At 38.9% G+C, this 26,041-nt stretch carries 21 protein-coding genes; 9 read left to right on the plus strand and 12 right to left on the minus strand.

The window, feature by feature from the left end; all coding sequences use genetic code 11:
* The 6 genes from CH377_RS12100 to CH377_RS12125 all read right to left on the minus strand — a co-directional run.
* Positions 1-1,379: sulfurtransferase (locus CH377_RS12100; RefSeq protein WP_100724055.1), on the minus strand; the 1,379-nt coding region annotated here is incomplete at its 3' end.
* A 13-nt stretch (positions 1,380-1,392) separates the two neighbouring features.
* Positions 1,393-2,364 (minus strand): hypothetical protein, encoded by a 972-nt coding sequence (locus CH377_RS12105; protein ID WP_100724056.1) that lies wholly within the window; start codon positions 2,362-2,364, stop codon positions 1,393-1,395.
* Positions 2,365-2,382: 18 nt separating this feature from the next.
* Positions 2,383-2,751 (minus strand): hypothetical protein, encoded by a 369-nt coding sequence (locus CH377_RS12110; protein ID WP_100724057.1) that lies wholly within the window; start codon positions 2,749-2,751, stop codon positions 2,383-2,385.
* An 81-nt stretch (positions 2,752-2,832) separates the two neighbouring features.
* Positions 2,833-4,380 (minus strand): sulfurtransferase, encoded by a 1,548-nt coding sequence (locus tag CH377_RS12115; RefSeq protein ID WP_100724058.1) that lies wholly within the window; start codon positions 4,378-4,380, stop codon positions 2,833-2,835.
* A 404-nt stretch (positions 4,381-4,784) separates the two neighbouring features.
* Positions 4,785-5,369: a helix-turn-helix domain-containing protein gene (locus tag CH377_RS12120; RefSeq protein WP_100711761.1), complete on the minus strand. Its 585-nt coding sequence runs from the start codon at positions 5,367-5,369 to the stop codon at positions 4,785-4,787.
* Positions 5,370-5,498: 129 nt separating this feature from the next.
* Positions 5,499-6,773: an MptA/MptB family glycosyltransferase gene (locus tag CH377_RS12125; protein ID WP_243402039.1), complete on the minus strand. Its 1,275-nt coding sequence runs from the start codon at positions 6,771-6,773 to the stop codon at positions 5,499-5,501.
* A gap of 244 nt (positions 6,774-7,017) precedes the next feature.
* On the opposite strand from CH377_RS12125, the gene CH377_RS12130 reads away from it, so the two are divergent.
* From CH377_RS12130 to CH377_RS12140, 3 genes are read left to right on the plus strand one after another with little or no spacing between them, the layout of a single operon-like run.
* On the plus strand, positions 7,018-7,902 hold the full coding sequence (locus CH377_RS12130) for a sulfurtransferase (protein WP_100724060.1): 885 nt from the start codon (positions 7,018-7,020) through the stop codon (positions 7,900-7,902).
* A 10-nt stretch (positions 7,903-7,912) separates the two neighbouring features.
* Positions 7,913-9,271 carry a multiheme c-type cytochrome gene (locus tag CH377_RS12135; RefSeq protein WP_100724061.1) on the plus strand — a complete coding sequence of 453 codons (1,359 nt, stop codon included), beginning with the start codon at positions 7,913-7,915 and terminating at the stop codon, positions 9,269-9,271.
* 5 nt (positions 9,272-9,276) lie between these two features.
* Positions 9,277-9,999 carry a glycosyltransferase family 2 protein gene (locus tag CH377_RS12140; RefSeq protein ID WP_100724062.1) on the plus strand — a complete coding sequence of 241 codons (723 nt, stop codon included), beginning with the start codon at positions 9,277-9,279 and terminating at the stop codon, positions 9,997-9,999.
* Here the strand turns inward: CH377_RS12140 and CH377_RS12145 are convergent.
* The 3 genes from CH377_RS12145 to CH377_RS12155 are packed head-to-tail and all read right to left on the minus strand — an operon-like array spanning position 9,974 to position 15,757.
* Positions 9,974-12,676, minus strand: coding sequence for a PAS domain S-box protein (locus CH377_RS12145; protein ID WP_100724063.1), 2,703 nt, complete (start codon positions 12,674-12,676; stop codon positions 9,974-9,976). The genes CH377_RS12140 and CH377_RS12145 overlap by 26 nt on opposite strands.
* A gap of 19 nt (positions 12,677-12,695) precedes the next feature.
* A complete protein-coding gene (locus CH377_RS12150; RefSeq protein WP_100724064.1) occupies positions 12,696-13,901 on the minus strand; it encodes an EAL domain-containing response regulator in 1,206 nt (401 codons plus the stop codon).
* On the minus strand, positions 13,898-15,757 hold the full coding sequence (locus tag CH377_RS12155; RefSeq protein ID WP_100724065.1) for a PAS domain S-box protein: 1,860 nt from the start codon (positions 15,755-15,757) through the stop codon (positions 13,898-13,900). Before CH377_RS12155 ends, CH377_RS12150 begins: the two co-directional genes overlap by 4 nt.
* A 137-nt stretch (positions 15,758-15,894) precedes the next feature.
* On the opposite strand from CH377_RS12155, the gene CH377_RS12160 reads away from it, so the two are divergent.
* A complete protein-coding gene (locus CH377_RS12160; protein ID WP_100724066.1) occupies positions 15,895-17,952 on the plus strand; it encodes a PP2C family protein-serine/threonine phosphatase in 2,058 nt (685 codons plus the stop codon).
* On the opposite strand, the gene CH377_RS12165 is transcribed toward CH377_RS12160, so the two are convergent.
* From CH377_RS12165 to CH377_RS12175, 3 genes are all read right to left on the minus strand, one after another.
* Positions 17,949-19,190: an SMP-30/gluconolactonase/LRE family protein gene (locus CH377_RS12165; RefSeq protein ID WP_100724067.1), complete on the minus strand. Its 1,242-nt coding sequence runs from the start codon at positions 19,188-19,190 to the stop codon at positions 17,949-17,951. The genes CH377_RS12160 and CH377_RS12165 overlap by 4 nt on opposite strands.
* Complete coding sequence (locus CH377_RS12170) at positions 19,187-20,074, minus strand: M24 family metallopeptidase (protein WP_100724068.1); 888 nt, start codon at positions 20,072-20,074, stop codon at positions 19,187-19,189. The genes CH377_RS12165 and CH377_RS12170 overlap by 4 nt, the downstream gene beginning before the upstream one ends.
* An 86-nt stretch (positions 20,075-20,160) precedes the next feature.
* A complete protein-coding gene (locus CH377_RS12175; protein ID WP_243402040.1) occupies positions 20,161-20,955 on the minus strand; it encodes a helix-turn-helix transcriptional regulator in 795 nt (264 codons plus the stop codon).
* A 148-nt stretch (positions 20,956-21,103) separates the two neighbouring features.
* Between CH377_RS12175 and CH377_RS12180 the strand changes: the two genes are divergently transcribed.
* The 5 genes from CH377_RS12180 (at position 21,104) to CH377_RS12200 (ending at position 25,991) form a co-directional block, all read left to right on the plus strand.
* Entirely contained in the window at positions 21,104-22,282 is a 1,179-nt protein-coding gene (locus CH377_RS12180) for an NnrS family protein (RefSeq protein WP_100724070.1), read from the plus strand.
* A gap of 75 nt (positions 22,283-22,357) precedes the next feature.
* Positions 22,358-23,356, plus strand: a complete 999-nt coding sequence (locus CH377_RS12185; protein WP_100724071.1) for a sterol desaturase family protein — start codon at positions 22,358-22,360, stop codon at positions 23,354-23,356.
* 102 nt (positions 23,357-23,458) lie between these two features.
* Positions 23,459-23,905, plus strand: a complete 447-nt coding sequence (locus CH377_RS12190) for an LIC_11090 family protein (protein ID WP_100724072.1) — start codon at positions 23,459-23,461, stop codon at positions 23,903-23,905.
* Positions 23,906-23,989: 84 nt separating this feature from the next.
* Positions 23,990-24,772, plus strand: a complete 783-nt coding sequence (locus tag CH377_RS12195; RefSeq protein WP_100724073.1) for a hypothetical protein — start codon at positions 23,990-23,992, stop codon at positions 24,770-24,772.
* Between the two features lie 61 nt (positions 24,773-24,833).
* Positions 24,834-25,991, plus strand: coding sequence for a transporter (locus CH377_RS12200; protein ID WP_100724074.1), 1,158 nt, complete (start codon positions 24,834-24,836; stop codon positions 25,989-25,991).
* Positions 25,992-26,041: the final 50 nt, after the last annotated feature.

Below are 26,041 nucleotides of genomic sequence, written 5' to 3' on the forward strand. Positions count from 1 at the left end.
CCTCCGGAGGATGCAGAACCAGAAAGATATTTTTTATCCTGATCTATGATATCGTTCGTACCTTTTGCAAAGTTGCGGTCCGGAGTAAAATATCCCCCTAAACTGGAAATATTCGAGGCGTCTATTCCGCCTTTTCCTACGTTATACGTAATTGCTTCCGAAACTGTTCCTCTATCTGTTCTCCAAGGAGAAACTGCGCTCAAGTTGGACCAAGTCGCGCCAGTATCATATGCGAGTGATCCCCATTCTACCCAGGAGCCATCGTAAAACCTCGTGGGATATCCTAGAATTGCGAGAGTGGCGAATCCTGTGATGGAAGATCTTACATTTGTCCTACAATATGCGATAATCGTTTGTCCTGAAGTATATCCGTTAGAACTCAAAAGATTCGCAAGATCCGTTTTAGGTAGGAACTCCTTATTTGCGTTTATAAAATTCGCGAAAGGAAGGTTTTTCGCACCCTTAACATGTCCTTCAAAAGGTGTATAGCAGCTAGGAGTATCCGCACAGGTAAGATTAGAAGGCCCTACAGTACTTCCAGTTCCGTCGTATTCAGTAGAAGATCTAGCATCCATAATGAAACTTCCACCCGAAGGAGCAGGAGTAGAATTCGTGAATGTCGGACTAGTGATACCTTGGACTGCATTAAAAACATCCGCGAGCGTCGCTTGCAAAATTGTATGATCTCGATACAAACTTCCTAGAGTTCCAGCCCCGCTGGATGTAGGAATTGTATATATAGAACCGCCTGTTAATTGAGATGCAGTGATTTTTGTGGATGCAGCTCCATTTAAAACCGCTAAGTGAGTTTTCTCCACTCCCCAATAATACAGTGTATACCAAGAACGTAGTGTTAACATTAAGTTTCCATCTGTAGGAACATCTTGTGCAAGAACGATCAGATCACTCGCAGGATTTACGCCGAAACGTTTCAAGAATGCATCGATATTCGCTCCTTCCGGAACGATGGTCTCGGTATCGATCAGACCGTTAAATCTGGTCTGACCAAAAAATGTATAATCCGTAGAAGTTGCAGTGATCCCATACACTCTTACACCTTCCTCAGGTCTTATATAAGAACCTGAAAGCGCTCCTCCATTGATCTGAAAGATGATCAATCTTCCGCTAATCCCAGAAGGACGGTTTGATGCCCAATTCGATCTCCAAGATTCCAAAGTGGGCGCAGTTATAAGTCCGTATGTATTACCATTATAATCGTCATTCGATACGGACAAAAGTTGGGATGTATTAAATACCTCAACAGGCTGCACCAGAGCAAGCTTTTGATACGGAGTGAGATACTCCGGAGCATCGCAGGCTTCCAAAAAAGGAATTAGTAATAAACAAATTCCTAAATTTCTAATTTTTAAACCGAACATATTCTCCTCCGATCTATAAGTTAAATGGAAAATTGATCAGGAACCCGAAGGTTCTTAAGATTGCGGTGTTATACCCGGCATACGTATGAGAATAAAAGAAGTTATAGTAATTCCCATACTTATCCGTATAACCTAAACTCACTTCTAAGTTATGATAGATTTCCTTTCTTCCCCAGGCAGGCCTTTCATGTTCCAGATAATAGTTATACCAATCCGTTCCAAAAGGTGCTATGGAAGGTGGATTTACTTGGATCAAGTTTAATGGAGGGGTTCCTCTTGGATCCGCAAATGCATATCCTCCCTGCCCGATCTGTCCTCTACTTCCAACTATGAAGATAAACGAATCCCAGAAACGTTTGTATAACGCTCCGTAATAAAGGACATCATCTGGTACCGGCTTTTCTCTTCTTCTATAACTCCATTCACCTAAAGCACCAAGCCCCCAAACATTGAAGTCTTTACCTAAGTAGATATTTACTTCAGCGCCGTTTGCTCCATCTCCTAAAGCCTGCGGGTTTCTGTCATAATCACCTTTTTTGATCCCACCAATCCTAACGCTGACAGTTGGAACCCAAATAGAGTCATAATCATATTCATCTAGGACCTTGTAACGTAAACCTGCTCTGGAATCTATGATCCCGTACTTATCCGGTTGTTCAGGAGAAGTTAAGGTACCAAAATAACGATCTATCAATTGGACCCTTCCTAATTTACCAAAACCAGTTTGTAGGTCCACGGTAAGTCTATCAGTGATCCCATATTCAAAAGCGAGAGCACCTACATTGATTCGAACATCATCATCGTACGTGTTATGGTATTTTCCCACATACGCTGAATTATAAACCGAATTTACTGCAGTAGTCCGAACCCATAATTGTCTTTGGTAAGGGGCCCAAACCGTCTGTGAAAATAATTCCCCAATAAAAAGTGGTTGGGCCAAAAATAGAAGGGGAAGAAAAACTCCCTTCTTAAATAATAATTTCATTATATGATGATTCCCTGATTAATCCTTTTTCTCCTCCAACTTCACGTTGAAGCGGATACTTACGAAAAATTCCAAAGCGGAAATCTGTTCTTCGGATAATTTGCCTGCCAGATCCTCCAAATTCACCCTTCCCTTTTCGGAGTTAGGCAAAGAACCTTGTAGGTATTCCAAACGGTTTTTCTGGGATTTTGCTAGATCTTCTTTTTTAGCGTCTAAGGCGACCTCTGCATTATAGATTGCCTTGCCTAGATTGAACTTTTCCCTTTCCTTTCCGCGAAGTGCTTGTCCAGCAACCCCCCCGCCGCCGAATCCACCGGAGGCCCAAACTACTTCCAGAGAAGAGAAGAATAATGCGCCGATCAGCGCGTAGATATATAAAGTTTTCATAAAGCAGTAACTCCCTCTTTTTATTTTATGTTACAGAATTGAAAAGAGCGGGGGTCCCCCGCCCTTTTATGTAAGTTGTGGTTATTGGTTTTTGTAATTCCAGTCCTCTACGAACGCTTTCTTGGTAGTAGTTGCAGAAGAATTGATTTGGAAATAATCCACAGTGGATTTTTTCACGCCTGAGTTATAGTGAGCGCCTAAACCGGATCCTCTCGCACCTGACTCTATCGCGCCCTGAACATCGGGAGCGAATTTAGCCGGAACTGATGGATAAGTAGAAGCTCCCGCAGTTACGTCGTCGTTAAAGTTTCCAGATGGAAAGCTTCCAGCCAATAATCCAAAGATACTCCATCCGTCTTCCAAGAACACGGAAGGACGTCCCAAAATCAACTGAGTGGAAATACCGCTTGTCTGAGTTCTTGTGTTTGTTCTGCAATATTGAAGAATAGTTTGTCCTTCTACATATGCAGGAGCGCCTGAGTTAGGCCCACCGGTAGTTCCATAAGTGTCCCAGATATCCTGAACATCAGCTTTGGATTTAAATTTCAAAGTATTGAAAGTTCCTGCGGCAGACGCACCATAGGCATAGGTGTTATCAAGATTTGCACGTTCTACTACGTTGTAATGGGGAACAAAGACTGCACCTTTCAAGTGACCTTCAAAAGCGATCGCTCCTCCGGAAGTTTTTGTAGTTCCGGTAGCATTTTCCGCACCGTCAAACTCTTGCCATCCTGCAGAAGAAGTATAAGACCCGATCGTATTAGTAGTATTCTTAGTTCTGTTATCAGATATCAAAACTGTGGAAGAAAGTCCCTTCACGCTATGATGTCCGTTATTCTTAGCAACTTCGATCGTATCTTCGATACTCAAAGTTAAAATTCTGTTATCCACATTTTTCAGTTGTTTAACAGAGAAAGTTCCATTCAAAGGAGGAACAGATTCATCTGTATCATTACCTAATTCAGCTTCAGGAAATTGCCCTTTGATCGTTCCATTCAGGATAGCGAGATGCTCGTGAGCCACACCCCAATATCTTAATGAGTAATGTTGGTGACCTATCGAACCGTAGTTGTCCCCGCTACCGCTTGCAAATACGATTAAGTCCTTAGTAGGATCCACTCCATAAGTCTGGAACCAAGCGTCGATATTCGCACCGCTAATAAGACCAAAACCCCCGGTAGTAGAAGTTCCGCCTGGTATAGAGATAAGTCCGTTGTCTCTAGTCTCTCTGAAAGTTTTCCAGGAATACAGAGCGGAATTGTTTCCATCTACTGCAAAGAATACTTTTACTCCAGTCTTCGGTAGAATTAAACTTTTATTAGCATCCGCTCCGGCTTTGCTTGTTTGATAGATCACCAAGTTTCCGGTAATACCCGCAGGCTTATTGTTTGCCCAATCGTTTACCCAACTTCTGAGAGTATCTGCAGAAATAAGACCGTATCGGTTATCATTATAATCATCTGCAGACTCGATCGCTAGATCGGAAGCGCTTGCTACTTTTACACTGGAAGTTCCTCCTCCAATTGCAGCTAACGCGAGTGCGGAACTGTCAGAAGATCCCTCTCCACAATTCCCGAATAATCCCAGCACAATTGCCAGGAGGCTCGTATGAATGAGCGTATTTTTCATTTTGTTCTCCTTTGCTGGTCCGGTCAGGGTTCCCTCTTGTTTATTCCACAGCGGACTCTAAGCACAAAGTCGAGACAAGGCTCCGTTTTTACCAAGATTATTTCAATATAACGAACATATTATCCAATTAATTGAACAATATATTATAATAAGAGACCAATTTTTTAAACAAAACGGAATAAACTCCTAAAAACAGGAAACAAAATGACTATAGAAAATACTTTTTGTAACTTTAAGATGCGACATTTTCCGTTAAAACAGAATATTCAGAAAATCGAAATTACCTTTTTATAAAGTATTCGATTCAAATGGAGAGAAGTAGCCCTTGATTAAATCAAGTCCACTTCTCATATTTATTAAAAGGGATTTTGCCCAAAGTGTGTTAGGCCGGTCGGGGATCTATTTCAATCGTCGGAAAGAGAAGAGGACCAGATCAGATATGAATCCTTCTCTCCTAAATTTGCAAGTTCTTGTAAATCCTTGCCCAAGAAGGTCATACTGTCCCCTTCTTGCAGATCGAACCATTTGCCTCCTACCTTTAAACGAAGTGCGCCCGACTGTAGGAACAAATTTTGCCTTTGCTTAGATTGTACTTTTGTAATAAAGGTTTTGGCTACTCCAGGAAGAAGTCTAATCTCAAACAGTCTAGTTTGAAATCTAGTTTCTTCATGGAGAAGAGGACGGATCACGTACTGATTCTCTTCTACAGAATTTTCACTAGAGTCTTCTTTCCTAAAAATTTTAGGAAATTCTTCCTTAGAAAATTCCATGAGGCTGGACAAAGGTAAACGAATCGCCTTTGAAATTTTCCATAACAGTGCAATAGAAGGTGCAGCCTTTCCGGATTCCACAAGGCTTAACATTCCTCTACTCACCTGAGATAACTCAGCAAGTTTTCCAAGAGAAAGACCTAACTCTTGTCTCCTCTTACGAACCAAGGTCCCAATAGATTGGATCAGACCTCTTTCAATCGGATCGATCGTTGGCATACTCGGTTCTCCTCAACTGAACCGGAATTTTGTTTATTCCGAACAGTTATAATAATAATTTATCCAACTTATTGGAAATACTGTTCAAAATAACAACCAAAATTCTTTCAAAGGAGAAAAAAATCTGATTTAGCCCAAAAGAGATGGTTTTTCGAGGGAATTGCTGATTTTAGAAGGAAACCGGACCCTATACCAGACAAGAAGGATGGGAAGAAAGAGTAAGCCGATCAAAATTAAAAGCCAATTCGGATGCGCATAATAACCTTTTTCTAATACGGATTTCCAATCTCCCAGATTCGCGTAGTTCAGGTAAGAAAGCTGCCCTAAGAATAAAAACACCCAAGAAGGCCAAAAAACTTTGGATTCCTTAAGTAAAAATGGGAACATCCAAAGAAGATACCAAGCATTTACCACCGGAGAAAAATAAAAGAATAAGAAGAATGTAATCCCTATCCTCTCCTCCTCTTCCAAATCCGAAGAATATCTTTTATTCAAAAAGAATAATATACTTAAAATCGCAGGAAGTGCCCAGAAAGTCCGAGAGAATTCTCCGAATAGGTCATGAAGGATATTATAACCCAAGGGAAAGAATGTAAAACTCCCTATAAACCTGCTTAAAGCGGTGAAATCTGTTTCCTTGGAAAATAACAGAAAAGGGAAATATGCTAAGATTATTCCTAAAATGGAAAAAGTTATATCTATCCCTATTCTTTTCCAATTCCGAATTTTATCCCAATACAACTTGAATATAAAAGGAAAGAGGAATACTCCGAATCCTTTTACAGCAATACTCAGCCCCCAAATAAAAAAGCCTAAACGAAACCTGCTCTTCTCCGCTAAATAAAAAGAATAAAATAGAAGAAAGATCCCTATAATATCAGGATGAGAATTTAAAAAGATCTCTTTGATCAGAATTGGATTCCAAAAATATAAAGAAGATGCTCGAGTCCCATATTTAGTTCTGATCAAGAAGAATAGAAGAATGTCAGGAACCAAAAGAAAAAGTTTCAGTGCCCAGAGCTTCCAAGGAAATAGAATATGAACGAGATAAAAATAGATTTCTAATACCGGTCCATAAATTGTGGGCCAATCTGGATGATTGATCCTGGAAAGTATTTCAGTTCTAGTTGGATCCAGTTCTCCAAAAAATGATTCCGGAGTGATCCCATAAGGGCTTCCTTTTTCGAAACTAATCCATCCATCCCAAAGATAACGTGCCCAATCGTCCTCGAAAATCGGAGTCGAAAAGATCAAAACAATACGAATAAGAAGTCCTAAAGCAAAACTTAATCTTCCGGGAGTTTCAAATGTTTTAGAAAGAAATAAAAATCCATAAACAATACTTAATCCGCAAAAACCAAAAATGTATATACTTCCGGTTAAACTTCTTCCTTGGTTCTTCATTTCCCAAAAGAGAAAAATACATAGATAAACAAAAGAAGCCAGGATCCAAATCAGGTTTCCGCGGTTTAGAATCTGGCTACTTCTTTCTTTATTCCTTTCAAATCCCAAGGTACATTTCCCTTTTCACTGTTAAATACCATTAAAAATACAGGACATTTGTCTGTAATATTAAAAATATTCTGTTATATAGGATTTTTTGTATTACTTATTGACGAATTTTAAGCCGTTCATCAAGTTAGCCCAAATGAAACTCATAATCTCTTTCGCCTTAGTTTTCCTAATTTCCTCCTCTCTTTTCGCCTCCGAAAAACTTTCTGGAGTCAGAGGATGGTTTATCAGCGCACCCGAAGCATTATATTTGCACGGGCAAGGTGCAGTGTTTGTGGATGCGAGAGATGGGATCAAAGTATCTACATTCTCTAAGTCAGTTCCTTTAGGTTGGCAGGAAATCTCTCAAAAAGAATTTCCTAACCAAGGAAATTTAGTCCATACTTCCGAAGCGAAGGAACTCTTACGAAAAAAAGGATTGGATGCCAATAAGATCGTATTGGTATTCGGAGATCCTACAGGAGGATGGGGAGAAGAAGGAAGGATTGTATGGTCTCTTAGAACATTAGGTTTCTCTAAAGCATTTATCGTAGATGGAGGCATTAATGCTTTGCTGAAGGCTTCTAATTCTCCGGTCCCAAATCGTCCTGAAATCTTTTCTAAAATAAATGTTTCCGTTTCTGAAAATAAAAATTGGTCTGCAGATTCAAAATTGATCCAATCCGAACTTTCGGATAAAAAGTTCGCATTCATAGATACCAGAGAAGAAAGAGAGTTTTTAGGCCAAACTCCTTACGGGGAATCCAGAGGGGGCCATCTTCCTGGAGCTAAGTGGATCTATTATAAACAATTCTTGGATAAAGACGGATATTTATTAAGTGAATCCAAAATTGTTTCTAAATTATACGAATTAGGGATTTCCAAAGATAAGACCGTGATCTCCTATTGTACTGGAGGGGTCAGATCAGGTTGGATGACCTCCGTTCTTGTCTCTTTGGGTTATAATGCAAAAAATTATGCAGGGTCTATGTGGGAATGGTCATCTAAAGGGGATCAAAACCATCCTTTAGTAACTAGATAATATTTTTATAATGTTCCTAAACAAAAGAAGAAGTTCAATATTAGCGGTTCTATCTTTATCCATAGCCGCTAGTTTATTCTATTGTATTTTTACAAAACCTAAAGATAAACCGATTCCGGTAGACGAGGTGTTTTCTCAGGCTCCCTGGTCCAAACCTTTGCCTCATCTTCCGCCTCTTGCAGGAGTGGGAGAAGTTCGAGCAGAAAATTGCGGGAAATGCCACGTAGAAATTTATGCGGAATGGAAAACATCTACTCATGCAAACGCTCTTTCTGATCTTCAGTTCCAATCCGAACTTTCTAAATCCTCTTCTCCACGTTGGCTTTGTTTAAACTGCCATACTCCAGTTGCAAACCAACGGGAAACTCTGGTTAATTATCTAAATAACGGGGATTATAGGACTCCTGTAGAAGAACCGAATCCTAACTTTGATCCTAAAATGAAAGCGGAAGGAGTTACATGCGCAGTATGCCATGTTCGTTTGGATGAACAAGGGAACTCCTACGTATTGGGCGCAAATGGAAATACTCGACCTCCTCATCCAATTAAGATTGATCCTGGTAAATTGAGGAATCGATGTCTAGACTGTCATAATGCAAATTATGTTTTGGACGATCAATTGGTATGCGCTTTCAAAACAGGGATTGAGCTGGAACAAAAGGGGAATTCGCACGGGAAGATCGCCTGCGGTTCCTGTCATATGGGAGAATTGCAGCGTAAGTTTGTCAAATCGGAACTAAACACTCCGATCAGAACTTCTCATAAACATTCCTTCATTGGAGGAGGAGTTCCGAAAAAATTCGAACTTTATGAGAAACAAATCCCTGGAGGTTATAAAACAGGGTTAAAGATAAAACCGCTCCAATGGAATAAAAAAGGAACTGATCTAGAATATTCAGTTTCTCTTGCGAATGAAAAAGCAGCCCATAATATTCCAACGGGCGATCCTGAAAGATTTATACTTCTGAAAATTTCGGTATTGGACTCTAAAGGTAAATCCATCTCCACAAAAGAGATCAAATTCGGACAAGAATGGGAATGGTATCCTAAGGCAAGGCTCGTTGCAGATACACGTATCCTTCCCGGAGAAACAAAAGTTTGGAAGGATCTGTTTACAGGGATCGAAGGCCAGTCTAAGATTGTATTCGAAATTTATCATACTCGATTGAAAGAATCGAATGCGGAACATATGAGAAAAAATAGTGAAAATGTAGGTCCGGATCTTCGTAAAAAGATCTCAGAGATAGAAAATTTTTACCCTTTCTCAAGCTTAATCCATAAAGAAGATATAGATCTAAATTCCGGAAAAAGTAGAATCTATTCTCCTGAGGAACTTTTCAGGATCTCTAAAAATAAAAGAGGAGAATAAAACTTTTGAAACCTCCTTGGGCAAATTCTAAATTTCTGATCCCTGCCCTAAACGAAGAAGAATCCTTACCCAAGGTTTTGGATTCTCTTTTTGGATTTGGGATCCTGCCTGGACAAATTTTGATTTTAGACAATGGCTCCCAGGACTTAACTCCTCAAATTGCAATCGATGCAGGAGTGATCTTGGTCCAAGAACCAAAAAGAGGTTATGGGGCTGCATGTTTAGCGGGGATCAATTATCTTCAGGAAAGAAAAATTACTCCTGAATTTATTATATTCATGGATGCAGATGGTTCAGACGATCTAAACAATTTAAAAGATCTATTTTCTCCATTCTCCCAAGATCCAAATACGAATTTTGTAATAGGTTCTCGAACTTTAGGAAATGCAGAACCAGGCTCATTATCTTTCTTACAGAAATTCGGGAACTGGCTTTCTTGCTTTTTGATCCGAATATTCTATGGGGTAAAATTCACCGATCTAGGCCCGTTTCGCGTCCTAAAATGGCAATCCCTATTGGATTTGGATCTGCAAGATCCTACTTGGGGATGGAATCTTGAAATGCAAATCAAAGCGATCCGGAAAAAATTTAAAATCAAAGAAGTCCCGGTACATTATAATAGAAGAAAGGGTGGAAAGTCTAAGATCAGTGGTAATTTGGTTGGAAGTCTGAAAGCAGGCGTAAAAATACTTTATATTTTCTTTAAGTTAACATTTTTTTCAACTTAGTCCAATTATAAGGTCTTTTTAAAACTTTCAAAGAAGGATCAAAGTCGGTTTCGGAATTCCATTCAGAGACTATAATGATTCGATCCTTATTTTTAAACTTCTCCCAAGCTGGATTTTCGGATAAAATTTCCTCTTCTGCAAAGATAGCATACATTTCAGGATAATTTTCCAAAATGGTTTTTGCCTCTTGTAAGTCATAAGCTGGAAATATTTCAAATCCTAATCTTTTTAATAAAGCAGTTAAGTAGGTTTGTCCTTTTAAATTTCTCTCCAATACCAAGATCTTTTCGTTTCTATTTTCATCATTGATCTCTGGATTTTTACTTAGGGGTAGAAAAATTTCAATACAGGTACCTTTTCCAACCTCGCTATGTACATGAACCATTCCGTTGGACTGCTTTACAAATCCGTAAACCATCGGCATTCCAAGCCCGGTTCCCTTTCCAGATTGTTTGGTGGTAAAGAATGGTTCAAATAATCTTTCTAATACTTTAGCATCCATTCCGGAACCTTCGTCTCGGACCGAAATAATACACGCGTCTTCCATCTCCACAAATCCTGGGATCATAGATCTATGTTCTTTTCCTGCGGGAGAAAATCCTGTACTTACTAAAATTTTTCCTCCATGAGGCATTGCATCTCTTGAATTCAAACAAAGATTTAGAAGTGCATTTTCCAAACCATTCTTCTCGAAAGAACAAATCATAGGAAAATCTTCTAGGCAGAATTCGATACTGATTATATCGTTTCTAATCCTAGTGAGTATGTCTGCAAAATCAGAGATCACATTACTTACGTCTGCTTGTTCAGGATTTAATGCCTGTTTACGCGAAAATGCTAATATTCTTCTGTTGAGCTCGACACCCCTTCTAACTGCGTCTTGGGCAGAGAACACCCTTTTTAATAGTTCAGGCGCTTCCCTAAGGTTTAATTCTAAAAGATCCAAATTTGCTAAAATAATATTCAGAAGATTATTAAAATCGTGAGCCATTCCTCCCGCAAGTTGGCCGACCGCTTCCATCTTCTGGAATTGTCGAAGATAAGCATTCCATTCCTTCTCTTCGGTAATATCCTGCATGGTTCCGGTTCCACCTATGAATTCTCCTTTTCGGTTTAGTAAACCTTCTCCTTTGACAGAAAGAAATTTCTCTGTTCCATCTTTCGAAACGATACGAAGTTCAGTTTCTTCAAAGATACCTTGCGAAAGAAATTTTTCATAATTTTGGATGATACGGCCTCGATCATCCTGAGGAATAAATTGGATAAAATCCTCGAAACCAGGAGGAGAATCACTCGGTTCCAAACCGAATATTTCGAACAAGCCCGGTGACCAACTTATTGTTCCGTCGAACTCCATTGTCCAACTTCCCATCTTTGCAAGCTTTTGTGCATTATATAACTGTTCACGATTTACATTCAATTGATCTGCAAAAGATTCCAATTTCTGAATGGTCAATCTGTCTTCTGTAATATCCCTGCCAAAACAAAACACAGTTCCCGATTCATGAGAATGAGATATATGCCAATAGATAAACCGGACTTGCCCGTATTTTGTTATATAACGATTTTCGAATCCTTCTCTAACACCTGAAGCTATCTTAGCCTTTGTGCGCTCTACATCGTCCGGATGTATGAATTCCAACAAACTTTTGTTTTTTACGTATTTCCTCTCGTAACCTAAAATCTTTTGGAAGGCAGGATTTGTTTCCCTGATTGTACAGTCTAAACCTATGGTGAGTATAATCTCGGAAGAAAAGGCTATCAGTGTCTTTCTTTCTTCATCTGCAACCCTTCTACTTACTATCTCAGCGAATCTTTTTGAAACAACTCCAAGTAAATCTAGGTATGCTTCTTCCGGATTCAAAACTCTTTCGGAAAGAAGTTCTATTTCATAAAATCTTCCATGAGAAAGTATAGGGATCCCGATCCAAGAACGAAAACCCGCTGCTATGGCCGCATCCTTTCTTTTTAATTCCTTGTCTGTTACTAGATCCGGTATAAAATATAATTCTCCGGATTCACTGACCTTCTTTAATATGCCTTCTTTCGTACTGAAAAATTTGTTTATGGATTCTTTGCGGAACAGAAGTTGAAGATCGGAGTCATAAACATACGGGTCTTCTTCATTTATATATACTGTATTGTCTTTGGATCTCCAGATCTGTCCGTAAGTCCATGCAGTATTCTTAATTAAGGTTTTAAGTACTTTCCCAAATGCGGAACTTAGAGTGTCAGAAGTCGAGATGTCCCAAAGCAAACTTTCTCCGATTGCCCACGAGATCTCTTTCTTTTTTCTCTGAGTAATATCCAGATAATAAACTAAAAATCCCTCAGGATTCGGATAAATCCTAACTTCTATCCATGAATTGAATGGTCCGAAGAATGTTTCGAATACGGAAGAAACTCCTGTCTCTTTTGCTTTTTTGTATTGAGCCTCGAACTCCGTCCCAAACAGTCTCGGAAAATCTCTCAGTAGATTTTTGCCGATCAGACTTTCTTTCGGCCTACGTATGATTTCTTCAGCTTTTTCATTTACATACGTTAGGTTCCATTCGCGGTCTGCGAGGATAAATGCGTCAGGTATATGATCCAATACCGAGCTTGTTTGTAGATTTGTTTCGGGATTTTGATCCGGAACCGCTTGCTCCGATGGTTTGTTACTCTTTCCCGAGGACATTCTGCCAAGGGTACTATTGTTAACCGAATTTGGAAAGAATTTCTGGGATTTTTTCCGGATGAACAGGTTTAGAATAATAATAACCCTGCCCCACATCACAACCGGCTTCTTTCATCAATCTTTCCACTTCTACAGTCTCTATTCCTTCTGCGACAACATTCATTCCTAACTTATGCCCTAAATCAACGGAAGCCTGACAAATAAACAAGGATTCCCTATCCCTTGGGGAATCCATAACGAAGGATTTGTCTATTTTCAGTTCAGTGAATGGAAATCTATGCAATTGTTTTAGAGAAGAATAACCTGTGCCGAAATCATCGATAGACAGGCCGATCCCTCTGATCCTAAGTCTAGTTAAAATATCCTGAGTAAAACGAATGTTCTCTAAAAAGCCAGTTTCCGTGATCTCCATTTGGAATTGGCTTTGTGGGATCCCTTTATTCTTAATTTTAGCAAGGATCCTCTCCGGAAAGTCCAACTCAGTCAAAGTCACTGGAGAAACGTTAACCGCTACACGTAATTTTCGTCCGTTTGTATGCCATATCCTTGTTTCATCTAACGCGAGATCTATAATTTTCTCCGTCATTAAATTCAAGATGGTAGTTTCTTTTTCCATCAAAGGTAAAAATGAATCCGGGAACACTAACCCCAATTTAGGATGGTTCCATCTTACCAGAGCCTCGAAACCTTCTACCCTTCCTGTTTTTAGGTCAAACTTGGGTTGATAGAATAATACGAACTGATCGGAACGGACTGCGTCTAAAACTTCTTCCTTCTCGAATGTTGGCCCTGATTTTCCTTTTCCACCGGCTTTAGTGCGAGAAGAAATATCAGATTCTTTTTCAGCAATTGCAGATAATGTATTTCGGATATCGGAAACTCGGATTGGTTTTTCCATAACTGCAGCGATATGCAGACCGTATTCCCCTGCCAATGTCTCTGCGCTATGAAGTGTTCTTCTATCCGCACCAGAGATCAGGATCACGTCAGGATGAACATCTTTTTCGGACAAGAAGCGGATCACGTCCACCCCGTCCATTCCTGGGATCATCAGATCCAAGATCACACAATCAAAACTTGGATCTACCTTATCTAAAAAATCAGGGGCCGTATGAGATAATGAAACTTCGAAACCGCAATCTACTGCGATCTCTCCCAAGATCTTTGCGATCTCTTCTTCGTCGTCCAGGATCAGAAGTTTTTTAGAATTTCTTGAATCCGTCATGGAAGAATTTCTCCGATATTGCGAACCGCTTCTTTCAATGAGGTTTTGGTATAAGGTTTTCGAACCAGAGGAATAGTATTAGGAAGTTCTAAACTTTCTCCTCGGCTCGAAGAAGTAGCGATTATTTTTCCGGAACCAAATCTTTCCAGTTCTTTTTTCAGATCTATCCCTTTAGAATCCGCTAGTTGGAGGTCCAACAATACGAAAGAGATTTCCGGATCACCTGAGAAAAATTTTGCCAATCGTTTCATATCCGAACTCACATGAGGTTCGTAACCCAGTTCTTTTAAGTATACACAAGCCAATTCAGCAGTTTCTCGATTTTCTTCCATGACCAAAGTTTTCTTTTTGGTCGCGATAAGTTGTTCGTCCTTTGCCTGCTCATGCAAAGGCAAGAATATTAGAAAACTGGAACCATATTCCGGCGCAGTGATAACTTTTAAAAAACCGTTCGATTGTTTTACAAAACCATAAACCATGGTCAATCCCAAACCGGTTCCTTTTCCTCCTCCCTTGGTCGAAAAAAAAGGATCAAAAATACGGGCCTTAGTGATATCATCCATGCCTGTCCCTGTATCAGTGACAGTGACCAAAAAATAATCCTTTGCTTCCAAACCGGAAATTTTGGGACCTTTTGTATCTCCATTACGAACAAATCCGGTAGAAATAAATATTTTACCACCTTCGGGCATAGCATCCCGTGCATTTAACGCTAGATTGAGTATTGCATTCTCTAATCCGGTCTTTTCTATGTCGCAAACCGTCTTCTCATCAGCAATCTCGTATTCTATTTCTATTTTTTCAGTTTTGATCCTGTCTAGAATAGGAAGGAAATCCTTTAATACCCGGTTTACGTCGCATGGTTCCGGATTCAAGGCCTGCTTTCTAGAAAAGGCAAGAAGTCTTTTATTGATCTCGACCCCTCTCTGTATAGCGTCCTGCGCAGATCTCACCCTTTTCATCAGATCTTCGGAGTCTTTCAACTTCATTTCAAGAAGATCCAGATTTGCTAATATTACATTTAATAAATTATTAAAGTCATGAGCCATTCCACCTGCAAGCTGCCCTACAGCTTCCATCTTTTGGGAATGCCTGATCCTCTCTTCCGAATTTCGTCTCTCCGTGATATCCCTTTCTATCCCCATCAAATGAGTGACGATACCTTGTTCATTCACGATAGGAAAGATATCCATCTCGATCCAATATTCTTTTCCATCTTTATCGTAATTAATTATCTCTTCGAAACAAGGTTTAGCTTCTGAGATTGCTTTTCGGATCCGATCCAGTACTGCTCTGTCCGTTTTAGGTCCTTGCAGGATCCTAGGAGTTTTTCCCAATACTTCTTCCCGTTTATAACCCGTTAGCCGTTCAAAAGCCCCGTTGACATATACGATCTTCGGTCCTGGTTCATCTATAGGAGACGCTTCCGTGATCAGAAAAATATCTTTGGATCTCTCGATCCCTATCTTAAGAAGATTTATGTTTTCTTCGGTTGTCTTAGCTTGTAGTACGAGTCTTATAGAACGGTCCAAAAGATCAACGTTCACATTCTCTTTGAACAATATATCAGAGAAATTGATCTTGGAATTTTTGAGTACTTCTCTATTTTCCAGATTTTCAGAGATCACGATCAATGGGGGAAGGATCTGGGCCTTCTTCAGAATATCTAAACTACTTTGGGAATTGTATTGGAATAATATAACGTCAAAAAATTCAGTCTTAGTCTTTTCCAAGGCTTCTTGAAAATCCAAGGCTCGTGTACAGTTAGGGGTAAAGGACTCGATCCCCCCCAATAGAGTTCGGATCCATATATATTCTTCTTCCCTATCTTCTATGATTAAAATACTGGACCGCATCAGGCATTCGACGAAAAAACGAGACGTTTAACCTGCGTTTCTCTCCCTAAAAAAAATCCGATCTAAATATTTTTAGCTATCAGAAATCTATATAGAACATAAGCCTATTGAAATTTCACAGCAGGAAGATCCGAATTTTGAGCAAGAATAGAATATCGCAGTGGCTCTTAGGATCTATACTATTCTTCTTTTTTTTAGGCTGCCAGCCTGGAAAAGAAAGCCCAAAAGTCATACAAGGTATCTTGGATCTTAGGCAATGGAATTTCCAAACGGATGGAAATATCAGCCTGGAAGGAGAATGGGAATTTTATTGGGATAGGCTTCTTCCAGATACAAATCCTAAAGAACAATCCTCATCAATCTCTTACATAAAAGTCCCGGCAAAATGGGATAAAGGACGTAACGTCACTCATAAATATCCGAGTTATGGTTTCGCAAGTTATAGGGTAAAAGTATTATTGCCGGAATCGAATACCCAATTGAGCCTTAAGATCTCTTCTATCAGTTCCTCTTATACTTTATTCATAAATGGAAAAGAGATCTCCAAAGGCGGAAATGTAGGAAAAGAAGAATCAGAATATTCTCCAGGTTATAAACCGGGTGTTTTTAGTTTTATCTCCGACAAACCGGAGTTAGAGATACTAATTCATGTTTCGAATTATAAATATTCAAATGGCTCTGGGATCTGGAATCCAATCCAGTTAGGAAACACAGCCGATATCCAACAACTTTCTTTAAGAGCGACAATGTTGGATTCAATCACGTTCGGAACCTTGTTCGTGATGTCATTATATCATTTTACGTTTTATTTAATGAGAAGAAGGGACCCTTCCGCTCTATTCTTTGCTGTACTCTGCCTGTGTATCGCGCTTAGAGTTTCTTTTTATGGAGAAAGGATCTTTTATAATGTATTTCCCATTTTCAAAAATTACGAGTTTTCCGTAAGGGGCGAAATATTATTCTTATTCTTACTTTTGCCAGGGACAATTTTGTATGTCCAATCCATATTCAAGGAACAATTCAGAAAGGACAAAGTATTTAATATTATATTTTACTTAAGTTTACTTTTAGTTTTCTCAGCCGCATTCTTTCCGACAAAATTATTCACAATGTCCTTCTTCATTAATTCTTTAGAAATAATGATGTTAGGAATTTTGACCTATCTATTTTTTAGATTGGCATTTATGTCCTTCAAAAAAGTAGAAGGAGCCAGAATCTGCTTTTTCAGCCTAGTTGTAAATTTGATCACAGTAGCGAACGATGTCTTATATCTGAATAAGTTTATAGATTCTTTCTACATGGTTCCATACGGGGTTTTAGCATTGGTTCTTTCCCAATGTGTATTACTTGCCTCACGGTTCTCCAAAGGATTCGTGCTTGCGGAAGATCTAGGAGAAGAACTCAAAAAACTGAATGTAAATCTAGAACAAATCGTAGTAGAAAGAACGGAAAACCTAAACGAATCTTTGAAACTTTTAAAGGGAGATCTTTCTCTTGCCAAAAAGTTACAGCAGAAAACATTACCTACTCTCAATTTAAACGGAAAGAATGTATCCATCCATCCTTATTACCTTCCCATGTCCGAGATAGGAGGAGATTATTACGATATTTTTGAACTGGAACCTGGGTATTTCAGATTGTTTTTGGTAGATGCGACAGGTCACGGAGTGCAAGCGGCTCTACTTACAATGACTATTAAAGCGGAATTTGAAAGTATTAAGTTTATTAAGGACCAACCGTCCCGTATATTAGAATTATTAAATGCAGCCTGTTGCCAAAAATATAAAAGTATTAATATCATATTCTCCGCAGTTTTGGCTGATATAGATCTGAATAATAATGTATTATATTATTCTTCAGCGGGGCATCCTCCTCAGGTTCTAAAACAAAAACAAGAAGGCGCGGACTATTTGTATTCCAGAGGGCCGATCATAGGCCTGAAAAAAGAGGCTACTTATAAAAATGTGACCGTACCTCTTCTTTCCGGAAATCGGATCTTCTTCTTTTCGGATGGTATTTTCGAAGAGTTCGATCAGGAAAAAAAGGAATTCGGAGAGAACCGGGTCTTATCCATTTTGAGTAGAAATACAGGCATCCAAGAAGTAGCGGAAGATCTGATCTCGGAGCTACAAATTTTTGTAGGCCCGAGAGGATTCCAGGATGATGTTACTTTACTCGCAGTAGAAGTTCATTAAAATTCCTTAATTTTCAAAGAAGATATAGGCAGAGAATAAAGCCCTCTTGAAGTTTTATCGAAGGAAGGGAAATACACTCTATCTTCGAATGGAACAGAAACGGAAATGTCCTTAATTTTAGTGCCATCATGCATTGAATAATAGAGAGGTTTTTTGCCACTCGGATCGATTACAAGTATTCCTGTATTATGGGATATAGGCAAAATTTTCTGAGGCAATGATAGGATCACTCTCTTAAGCCAAGGATTTTTGTGCACAAAATTCACAAGCCCCGATCTTCTTTTAATAATCCCGGCCCAGATCCTTCCGCTTTCGTCTCTCTCGAGTCCATCCGCAAGACCTGGAAGATTTTCGAATAATATTACCGAACTCCCTTGATCTTTTCCCGATAAAAAAGCTCGGATAATCCTAAACTTCGTTGTTTCCGTAAATACTACGGACTCTTCCTTTCCACCGGCGCTTTTTTCTAGAAGTATCCCATCCACAAAAGTGAATCCATTTAACACGAGTGAGATCGTATTTTTACTTCTATCCAACATCCAAAGTTTTCCATGAGGATAAAGCCCGATTGCCTCAGGAACAGCCCCACTTCCCATAGCTGCATCCACTCTTTCGAAAGGTTCCGTGATATAGATACGATTTCCGTCCTCGGATATCGCAAGATCGTTGCATAAAGAAAAAGGTCTTGAATTAGAAGAATTTAGATCTTTCAGGGAAACAGTAGGCATTTCCGAAAAAGAATATACTTTTTCAAATTCTTCTTTTTTTAATTTAGGAAGATCTAAAATAATCGGATCTATATTCTTATTTTCAGTATCTACTTCGTATAGCCCTACTCTATTTATTTCTTCGTAGGTCTCTCCCCCTAGCCTGGAGGCACATACTAAAATTTTATTCTTTTTCTCATCTGAATATTGCATTCCGGCTGGGTTGACCGGCGGTTTCAGCCATTGTTCTGCTTTTCCGGTTTTAAAATTAAGTTTCCAGATCCAGCCATCCATTCCGGAAGCATATCCCAATCCTTTCGAACGATCGAAAATTAGATCATCATGCCCAGGTAAATCGGTCATCTCCACTTTTAATCCGCCTATGAACGGATCTTGTTTATCCTGAACTTCTGAAATGGAAGAAGGTACATCTCCCAATTTATAAGGCTCCCCTATCTTAATCCCGGAAGGATTACATGCACCCGCAATGGCAAGATTACATAATATTATAATTATATGATTTAGTTTCATACTGCTTCCAATAATTTTCCGTATTTCTGAACATGAGGAACTTCTTCATCCAGCCAATAAGCCTTGTCTTTTTCCACAACTAAGATCTCTTCGAATTTAAAACCGGTTTTCCCTCTTCCTAAATGAGGCTCTATCGCCCATAGACCTGTTTTTTCCCCTTCATGATCCGGAGTGAGAAGTTCAGGAAGAACCTTATGACTTAAGAACTCTAAAGATCCTTGCAAACTGAACCAACTTGCGAAACTAATCGGCAATACAGGAAAAGAAATATTAGGCAAATGAACTTTATAAACTCTATGACCAAGAACTGCAAATGGATACAAAGAGTGAACATTATCGAACCCATTCTGTTTGGAATCTTGGTCAATCTTATGCCAGATCTCGGAAGAACTCATGGAAGAGGAAAATAATTTGGGAAGTTCTGCCCTAAGTTTTAATAGATATCTCATTCCATTATCCAACTCGGGATTTTTATCCAAAGAAGAAGAATATCCAATGTCACCTATATATCCGTCCACAACAGGAGAAACATCCAAGATGAAAGATTCGTTGGCTTGTAATCTTCTTTTGCTTGGATGGAATTGAGTGAATCTTTTGTAACCGTCAAATCTTGCGTGCTCCCCGAACCAAGCAAAAGGACGATGTAGGAATACTTTAACTCCATGGTCTTTTAAGAATGTTTCCATTCGTTTGACTGCTTGTTTCTCGGTCCAACCTTCTTGCATTTCCTTTTCCGTTTCGGTAACACATTTGTATGCTAACCTTTGCGCCTTTAGAAATCCTTCCTTTTCTTCTTGTGTAGGAGTATGGATGGATTTGGAAGTGTATCTGGAAATTTTTGAGGAAAGTTTGGATAATAATCCTCTTCGTCTTTCTATTGGCATATAGTTTCCCTAAGCTCGTATGAAGGAAGAGTAACAGAGAGAAGAAGATCCTGCTTGAACGATTCCGGTATAGGGTGAAATTTAAATTAGATCAGATCTCCTGATTCACAAAATCGAACTTCGATCGCTTTTAAGTGTCCAAAAAATAGAGAAGGCACAAATCCGAAATTTTCTTTGAAGGTTCGGGTGAAATGAGCTGAGTCGGAAAATCCCGCGGAATGTGCAGCTTCCGTCAAACTTTTTCCTTCTTTCAAAAGTTTTGCCGCTTCTATAATCCGAACCCATAATAGATATCTACGCATCGGAATTCCCATATTTTCTTTAAAAAGACGGATAAGCCGATCCTCCGAGACGGAAAAATTTTTACCTATCTCTTTCATTCTGATACTATCAGGCATTTCCTTACGGATCATATTTGCGATCTGAACAATCCTTTCATCCATTACCTTTTCCAATTTTTGGAAAGGAAACACTGAGCGCAGAATATCTAAATGTAATTCCCAGGCTTCTTCATCATTTAATTTTCCGTAATATAATTCCCATAGTCTTTCTATTAAAGGTAAAAAAGGAGAAATTTCCAACTTCTTCACTTCTCCTACTCTAGCAAACTCTGAGATGGATGAATATTCATAGGTTTCCGGATCGATCAATAGTGCAACCATCTCCACTCCCGGCGAAACAGTCTTATGATATGTATTAGGTCCGACCAAGGCGACACGATATTCTTCTCTTCCTTTTTCAGTTTCGATATGGATATTATCTTTTAAAGAAATGGCCAAGGTAGCCGCATAATGGGAATGAAAGTCCGTCTGCATGGAATTTGTGGCAAACATCACACGACCATTCCATAGATACAAAATCCCTCTGCTTGTAAAATCCATCTAGAATTATAACTCGTCTTTCTTACTTTAAAGAAACAAGGAAAACGATTCTCCTTGCGAAATGAGGAAGATCAAGGAAAAAAGTTAGAAGGTCCGTTTTTGATTCATATCAAAGACAAAGGAAGAGCCCCATCTTATAATAGAAGGGATGAAATCAGTTCTGGATTTTCGTTCTGCAATCTGGTCGGTTGCATTTCGCCCGTTTTTTTTATTTAATTCGTTTCACGCTGTATTTGCTGTACTCGTTTGGATCTTGATCCTATTTTCCATTATACCTTCTCCATTTCTAACCGGAGGAATTCAAATCCATTCGTATGAGATGGTTTTCGGTTTTGGAAGAGGAGCAATTATAGGATTCCTTTTTACAGCAGGCCAAAATTGGACAAAAAGAGTTCTGGCCAAAGAAGGATATCTAGCACTTCTATTCGGACTCTGGTTTTTTGGTAGATTCGGATTTTTATCCAATCAGTATCTTTCCTATTTCGCACTTACTGCAGATCTGTATTGTGATCTACTGGTCCTTTTCTATCTCGCTCCTCCTTTATTCGCAAAAGGTCAGGAACATAACCGAGTCGTTGTGGTTACTTACTTTCTATTATTCTTACTTCATATATTGACCGCATTTTCATTTTTGAATATTTTACCGGAAGTATGGAGTTTACATTTCATTCATCTTTCTCTTTTTGTAATACTTCAATTTGTGATACTGATAGGCGGAAGGATTATGCCCTTCTTCACCTCGGCTGCTATCCCGGGTTCAAATCCGAAAAGATTCCTAAAATTAGAGAGTTTGATTAGATATGGAGGATTTATATTTTTAGCGATAGAAACTTGTGCTTTCTGGTTTCCTCAGATCATTCCATTTGCAGGATTATTTTGTCTCGCTTTCGGAATGTTAAACTACTCTCGCTGGCTTTTCTGGGAACCTTGGAAATCAAAAAAGGTACCTATTCTCTGGATCTTACATTCAGGTTATTTCTGGTTATGCTCCGGATTTTTAGTATATGGACTTTCTCATTTAGGGTTTTTTCCGACTTCTTCCGCTTTTCATGTCTTCACTGTGGGAGGAATTGGAGTTTTCGTATACGGTATGATCACTAGAGTCTCACTTGGTCACACAGGTAGACCGATTAGAGCCTCAAGATTGATAATCCTTGGATATATTTTGATTAACTTAGCAGTTGTCGCCAGGGTGTTTTTTCCTTTAATGAATAAATACAGAGAAGCTTACCTATTTTCAGGCATATTCTGGATAACCGCATTTTTGATCTTTGCTGTTAAATATTCTAAAATTCTAATAAGTCCCAGAGCATTCACCAGTTCTTGAGATTTCTCAGACTTAAGCCCCGAAATTTCGATTTGACTGCATTATTCCCAATAAAGAGAATTCAAATTGAGTTCTATGCATTCGTATTTCATGGAGATTTTTCGTTCTCTTCTTAGTCCGATACGGATCGTATTTCTGCCTTCCGTAAAGATATATTGGTTCTATATTTTAAGCTCAATCCTAATCACTCTACTGTTGATCCTATGGAGAAGCTGGAAGGAAAAAGGATTTAGATCAAAGGATTATCTTCGTGAAAATTTATCGAAGAAGATATGGCTGCATAAATCTGCCGTATTGGATTATAAATATTATTTAATAAATACGTTCCTATTTGCGCTCTTCTTTAGCTACTTCGTTATATCAGGCGCAGGCGTATCCTCAGTCGTAAGCGGATTTCTATTCAAAATATTCGGAGAGATGAATCATACTTACTCTTCCGGAACTTTTTTCATTTTGATTTATTCTATCCTATTTTGGCTTGCAAACGATTTCGGAAGATTTTTCGCCCACTGGCTTCTTCATAAAACATTTCTCTGGGAATTCCATAAACTACATCACTCTGCGAAAGTATTAAATCCTCTCACAGTGTATAGAGTTCATCCTGTGGAAGCAATCCTAGTAAATTCATTAGGAGCTTTTTGTTCTGGGATCGTGACCGGGTTAGCAGTTTTCCTATTTCCGAATGGTATCAATATGTTGTCTTTCTTAGGAGTGAATACCGGAATTTTCGTATTCAATCTATATGCCAATTTAAGACATTCTCATATAGGTCTTCGATTTCCTAAATGGTTGAGCAAAATATTTTTAAGTCCCGCTCAACATCAAATCCATCATAGTACAGATATTAATCTTCAAAATAAAAATATAGGAGTATCTTTCGCATTTTGGGATATTCTTTTCGGAAGTCTTTATATTCCGAAGGAAGGAGAAGCAGAACATACAATTTTCGGTTTAGAGGAAGAAGAGGATTCCAACTTCGAAAATCTTTTTAGGATCTATTTTTTACCTTTTCAAAAAATTCTGAGTAAGGCCGGAGCATTAGTCACTCTTTCCAAACACGAATCTAAATCTTGAGATAAATCAAAATACTAAACCAGTTTTTAACCCTTCAGATTGACCGCAGTCAATGCATTTCGATCGTAAGGAGTTAAACTTAATTCGTTAGAGTCTTTCGAGATGAAAACGATTATAATTTGGTTTTTAATTCTGATCTTTTTTCCACGCTTGCTTGTCCCTGCAGAAGGAAGCTTGTTCGAAAAATTATTTTTAGGAAATTTGATCTGCCAATGTAACCACAATTCAAATCGAGAGACTCACCCAAATAAGGAGGATGATTTTTTTAGAACCAAGACGGGACTTGTAAAATCTACCGATTCTGAAAAACAGAATCGTCCAAACTGTCATTCTAATTCTGAATCGACTGCACATGAATGTGGATGCAAAAAGGAAAATTCAGATCGGATCTTCTCCCAAATTAGAATATTCTCCTATTATGTAATTGCTCCTCGAATTTATATTATTCCGGTCCTAGGATCTACCTTCGGAATGAAGGAATTATACTCCATAGAATTATCCCAAGCCCATAACAGAAAATTCGAACGTCCACCTAAACATATTTCCTGAGCTTAATCATGTCATCTTCGAAAACAGCGCATGCTGTTTCGGGGAATTATTAAGTGTATATTCATAATATAAAGGAAAGTAAATATGCTGTTTCGCAATATTTCAACAACCGTGATCATTCTCTCTTTTTTCCATTTCGATTGCTCCCAGTTAGGTTCGCTTTCGAACGGAACTTCTTCAGAACAACAACTTATGCAGACTCTCATCCTCGGAGTAGCCGCAAAGGAAGGATGTTCTATCCAAAGTCTAACTCCAATTTCGAATACTCTCTCTTATGTACATCCAAAACGCACAAGATATGATATCCAAAATTGTTCTCCGAATGATTTAGAAGGACTAGGATTTGCCGGAAATACATCCAATCTACAAAAGGGACTGAGCGGAAATTCTTCGGACTCTTCATTCTATAGCGTAGGAAATGTTGTTCTCTCTAGTTCAAGTGGAGGGACAAATTTAGAAGTATCTTTCTCAGTTAAAACGGGTGGGAGTTTGACTGCCTATGTTTATGGGTCAGGCACTCCAATCTCAGGCCCAGCATTCCGGCTATCGGACTCAACCAAAGAACAATTCTATTCCGATATGTCAGGAAACTTTGAAGTAGTAAGTAAAGGAACAACGGCCTTGTCCGCCGACACGAAATACACATACTGTATCGATTTTCAATACGCAAATTCAGAACAATGGATCAATGCCTGGCCAAAAGCCTGCTCCGAAGTCACTCAGTCGGAAAGAAGTTCCATGATGATGTTCCCCGTCATGCAAATGATGAATGTACCTGCTTATTCCGGAAATAAGATCGGTTTCATTTTGAATGGAGCAAAACTAACGTCTTTTACGATTGGCTCGATTTTGTCCCAAGTCGACTGATCGTCTCCACTGGGGGCCGCTTAGCGGCCCTCTTTTTTTATCCTGGTACTTGGAGGCAATCATGAAGTATCATTTTTTCATTTTTCATTTTTTAATTATATTTTCTTTTCATAATATTTTCCCCGGCGAAATCGAAATTCCTAAACCTACGGAAGAAATAGATCCTCATGCCCACCACCGTAAAGAATCTAAAGAACAAAGCCATCATCACGAATTGAGGGCCGACCAAATTGCGCCTGCAGGCCTAATGTTCCCTCATGTTCATCGCAAAGGTTCTTGGGTTTTAGATTTTCGTTATATGGGAATGCAAATGTCGGGACTTCTGAATGGGAGCAAATCTATGGGAACCTATGAGGCCCTTTGGTTTCCTCAATTCGACCCAAGTGTTTCTATGCCGAGTGGAAGTTTGCTGACAGGAGGACCTAACATTCCTCAGACATCGGCCAACGGATATCGTTATATGTCGGTTCCGAAGTCCATGTTAATGGAATCATATATGACAAGTGCAATGTATGGAATTTCGGATGATACGATGATCATGTTCATGGTTCCAGTCGTAAAAAACCAAATGATGATGGAAACCAGCAACTTTGATTCTTCTGCAATGAAATCCGGAGGTGTAGGAGATATTTCTTTTTCTGCAGCACATCGTATCTTAAAACGGAATGATCACGAATTCTTTCTAAACTTTGGGATCTCTCTTCCCACCGGTTCGATTGATGAACGAGATTGGATGCCAATGATGGGAAACCAAAAGGTTCCTTATAATATGCAACCAGGAACTGGGACGATCAATTATTTACCCGGGATTGCTTACTCAGGAAAATCGGATCGTTTCTCTTGGGGATTAGGAGCAAATGCAAATCTTCGAAGTTCCAAAAATCAAAACCAATATCGTTTCGGAAATATATATGAACTTAATTCCTGGATCGCTTACTCTATATTTTCTTGGACAAGCATTTCTATCCGAGTCCAAGCGGTTTATTGGGATAATATAAAAGGACAAGACGGTTCATTAGACCCAAAAATGGATCCTCAAAACGATCCGAATCGACAAGGGGGAAATCGAACAGACTCTTTAGTAGGCATGAATTTTCTTTTAGAAGAAAAAATCAGATTCGGTTTTGAAGTCGGGAAACCTTTTCACCAACATCTAAACGGACCTCAACTTGCAATGCAAACAATGTTCAATGTATTTGTTCGTTATGATCTAAATTGACAAAAAGTGTAGAAGGCCCGGATCAGTTTGTATAGCGGGCCTTCTTCTTT

This window comes from Leptospira haakeii, assembly GCF_002812045.1.
Classification (GTDB): Bacteria; Spirochaetota; Leptospiria; order Leptospirales; family Leptospiraceae; genus Leptospira_B; species Leptospira_B haakeii.

What these genes read in the sequence shown, in the direction of transcription:
- CH377_RS12110 (WP_100724057.1), bottom strand. Translation starts at nt 2,751, where the DNA reads ATGAAAACTTTATATATCTACGCGCTGATCGGCGCATTATTCTTCTCT.
- CH377_RS12170 (WP_100724068.1), bottom strand. Translation starts at nt 20,074, where the DNA reads ATGCCAATAGAAAGACGAAGAGGATTATTATCCAAACTTTCCTCAAAA.
- CH377_RS12105 (WP_100724056.1), bottom strand. Translation starts at nt 2,364, where the DNA reads ATGAAATTATTATTTAAGAAGGGAGTTTTTCTTCCCCTTCTATTTTTG.
- CH377_RS12135 (WP_100724061.1), top strand. Translation starts at nt 7,913, where the DNA reads ATGTTCCTAAACAAAAGAAGAAGTTCAATATTAGCGGTTCTATCTTTA.
- CH377_RS12180 (WP_100724070.1), top strand. Translation starts at nt 21,104, where the DNA reads ATGAAATCAGTTCTGGATTTTCGTTCTGCAATCTGGTCGGTTGCATTT.
- CH377_RS12120 (WP_100711761.1), bottom strand. Translation starts at nt 5,369, where the DNA reads ATGCCAACGATCGATCCGATTGAAAGAGGTCTGATCCAATCTATTGGG.
- CH377_RS12125 (WP_243402039.1), bottom strand. Translation starts at nt 6,773, where the DNA reads ATGAAGAACCAAGGAAGAAGTTTAACCGGAAGTATATACATTTTTGGT.
- CH377_RS12200 (WP_100724074.1), top strand. Translation starts at nt 24,834, where the DNA reads ATGAAGTATCATTTTTTCATTTTTCATTTTTTAATTATATTTTCTTTT.
- CH377_RS12190 (WP_100724072.1), top strand. Translation starts at nt 23,459, where the DNA reads ATGAAAACGATTATAATTTGGTTTTTAATTCTGATCTTTTTTCCACGC.
- CH377_RS12165 (WP_100724067.1), bottom strand. Translation starts at nt 19,190, where the DNA reads ATGAAACTAAATCATATAATTATAATATTATGTAATCTTGCCATTGCG.
- CH377_RS12115 (WP_100724058.1), bottom strand. Translation starts at nt 4,380, where the DNA reads ATGAAAAATACGCTCATTCATACGAGCCTCCTGGCAATTGTGCTGGGA.
- CH377_RS12185 (WP_100724071.1), top strand. Translation starts at nt 22,358, where the DNA reads ATGCATTCGTATTTCATGGAGATTTTTCGTTCTCTTCTTAGTCCGATA.
- CH377_RS12130 (WP_100724060.1), top strand. Translation starts at nt 7,018, where the DNA reads ATGAAACTCATAATCTCTTTCGCCTTAGTTTTCCTAATTTCCTCCTCT.
- CH377_RS12195 (WP_100724073.1), top strand. Translation starts at nt 23,990, where the DNA reads ATGCTGTTTCGCAATATTTCAACAACCGTGATCATTCTCTCTTTTTTC.
- CH377_RS12145 (WP_100724063.1), bottom strand. Translation starts at nt 12,676, where the DNA reads ATGTCCTCGGGAAAGAGTAACAAACCATCGGAGCAAGCGGTTCCGGAT.
- CH377_RS12150 (WP_100724064.1), bottom strand. Translation starts at nt 13,901, where the DNA reads ATGACGGATTCAAGAAATTCTAAAAAACTTCTGATCCTGGACGACGAA.
- CH377_RS12155 (WP_100724065.1), bottom strand. Translation starts at nt 15,757, where the DNA reads ATGCGGTCCAGTATTTTAATCATAGAAGATAGGGAAGAAGAATATATA.
- CH377_RS12175 (WP_243402040.1), bottom strand. Translation starts at nt 20,955, where the DNA reads ATGGATTTTACAAGCAGAGGGATTTTGTATCTATGGAATGGTCGTGTG.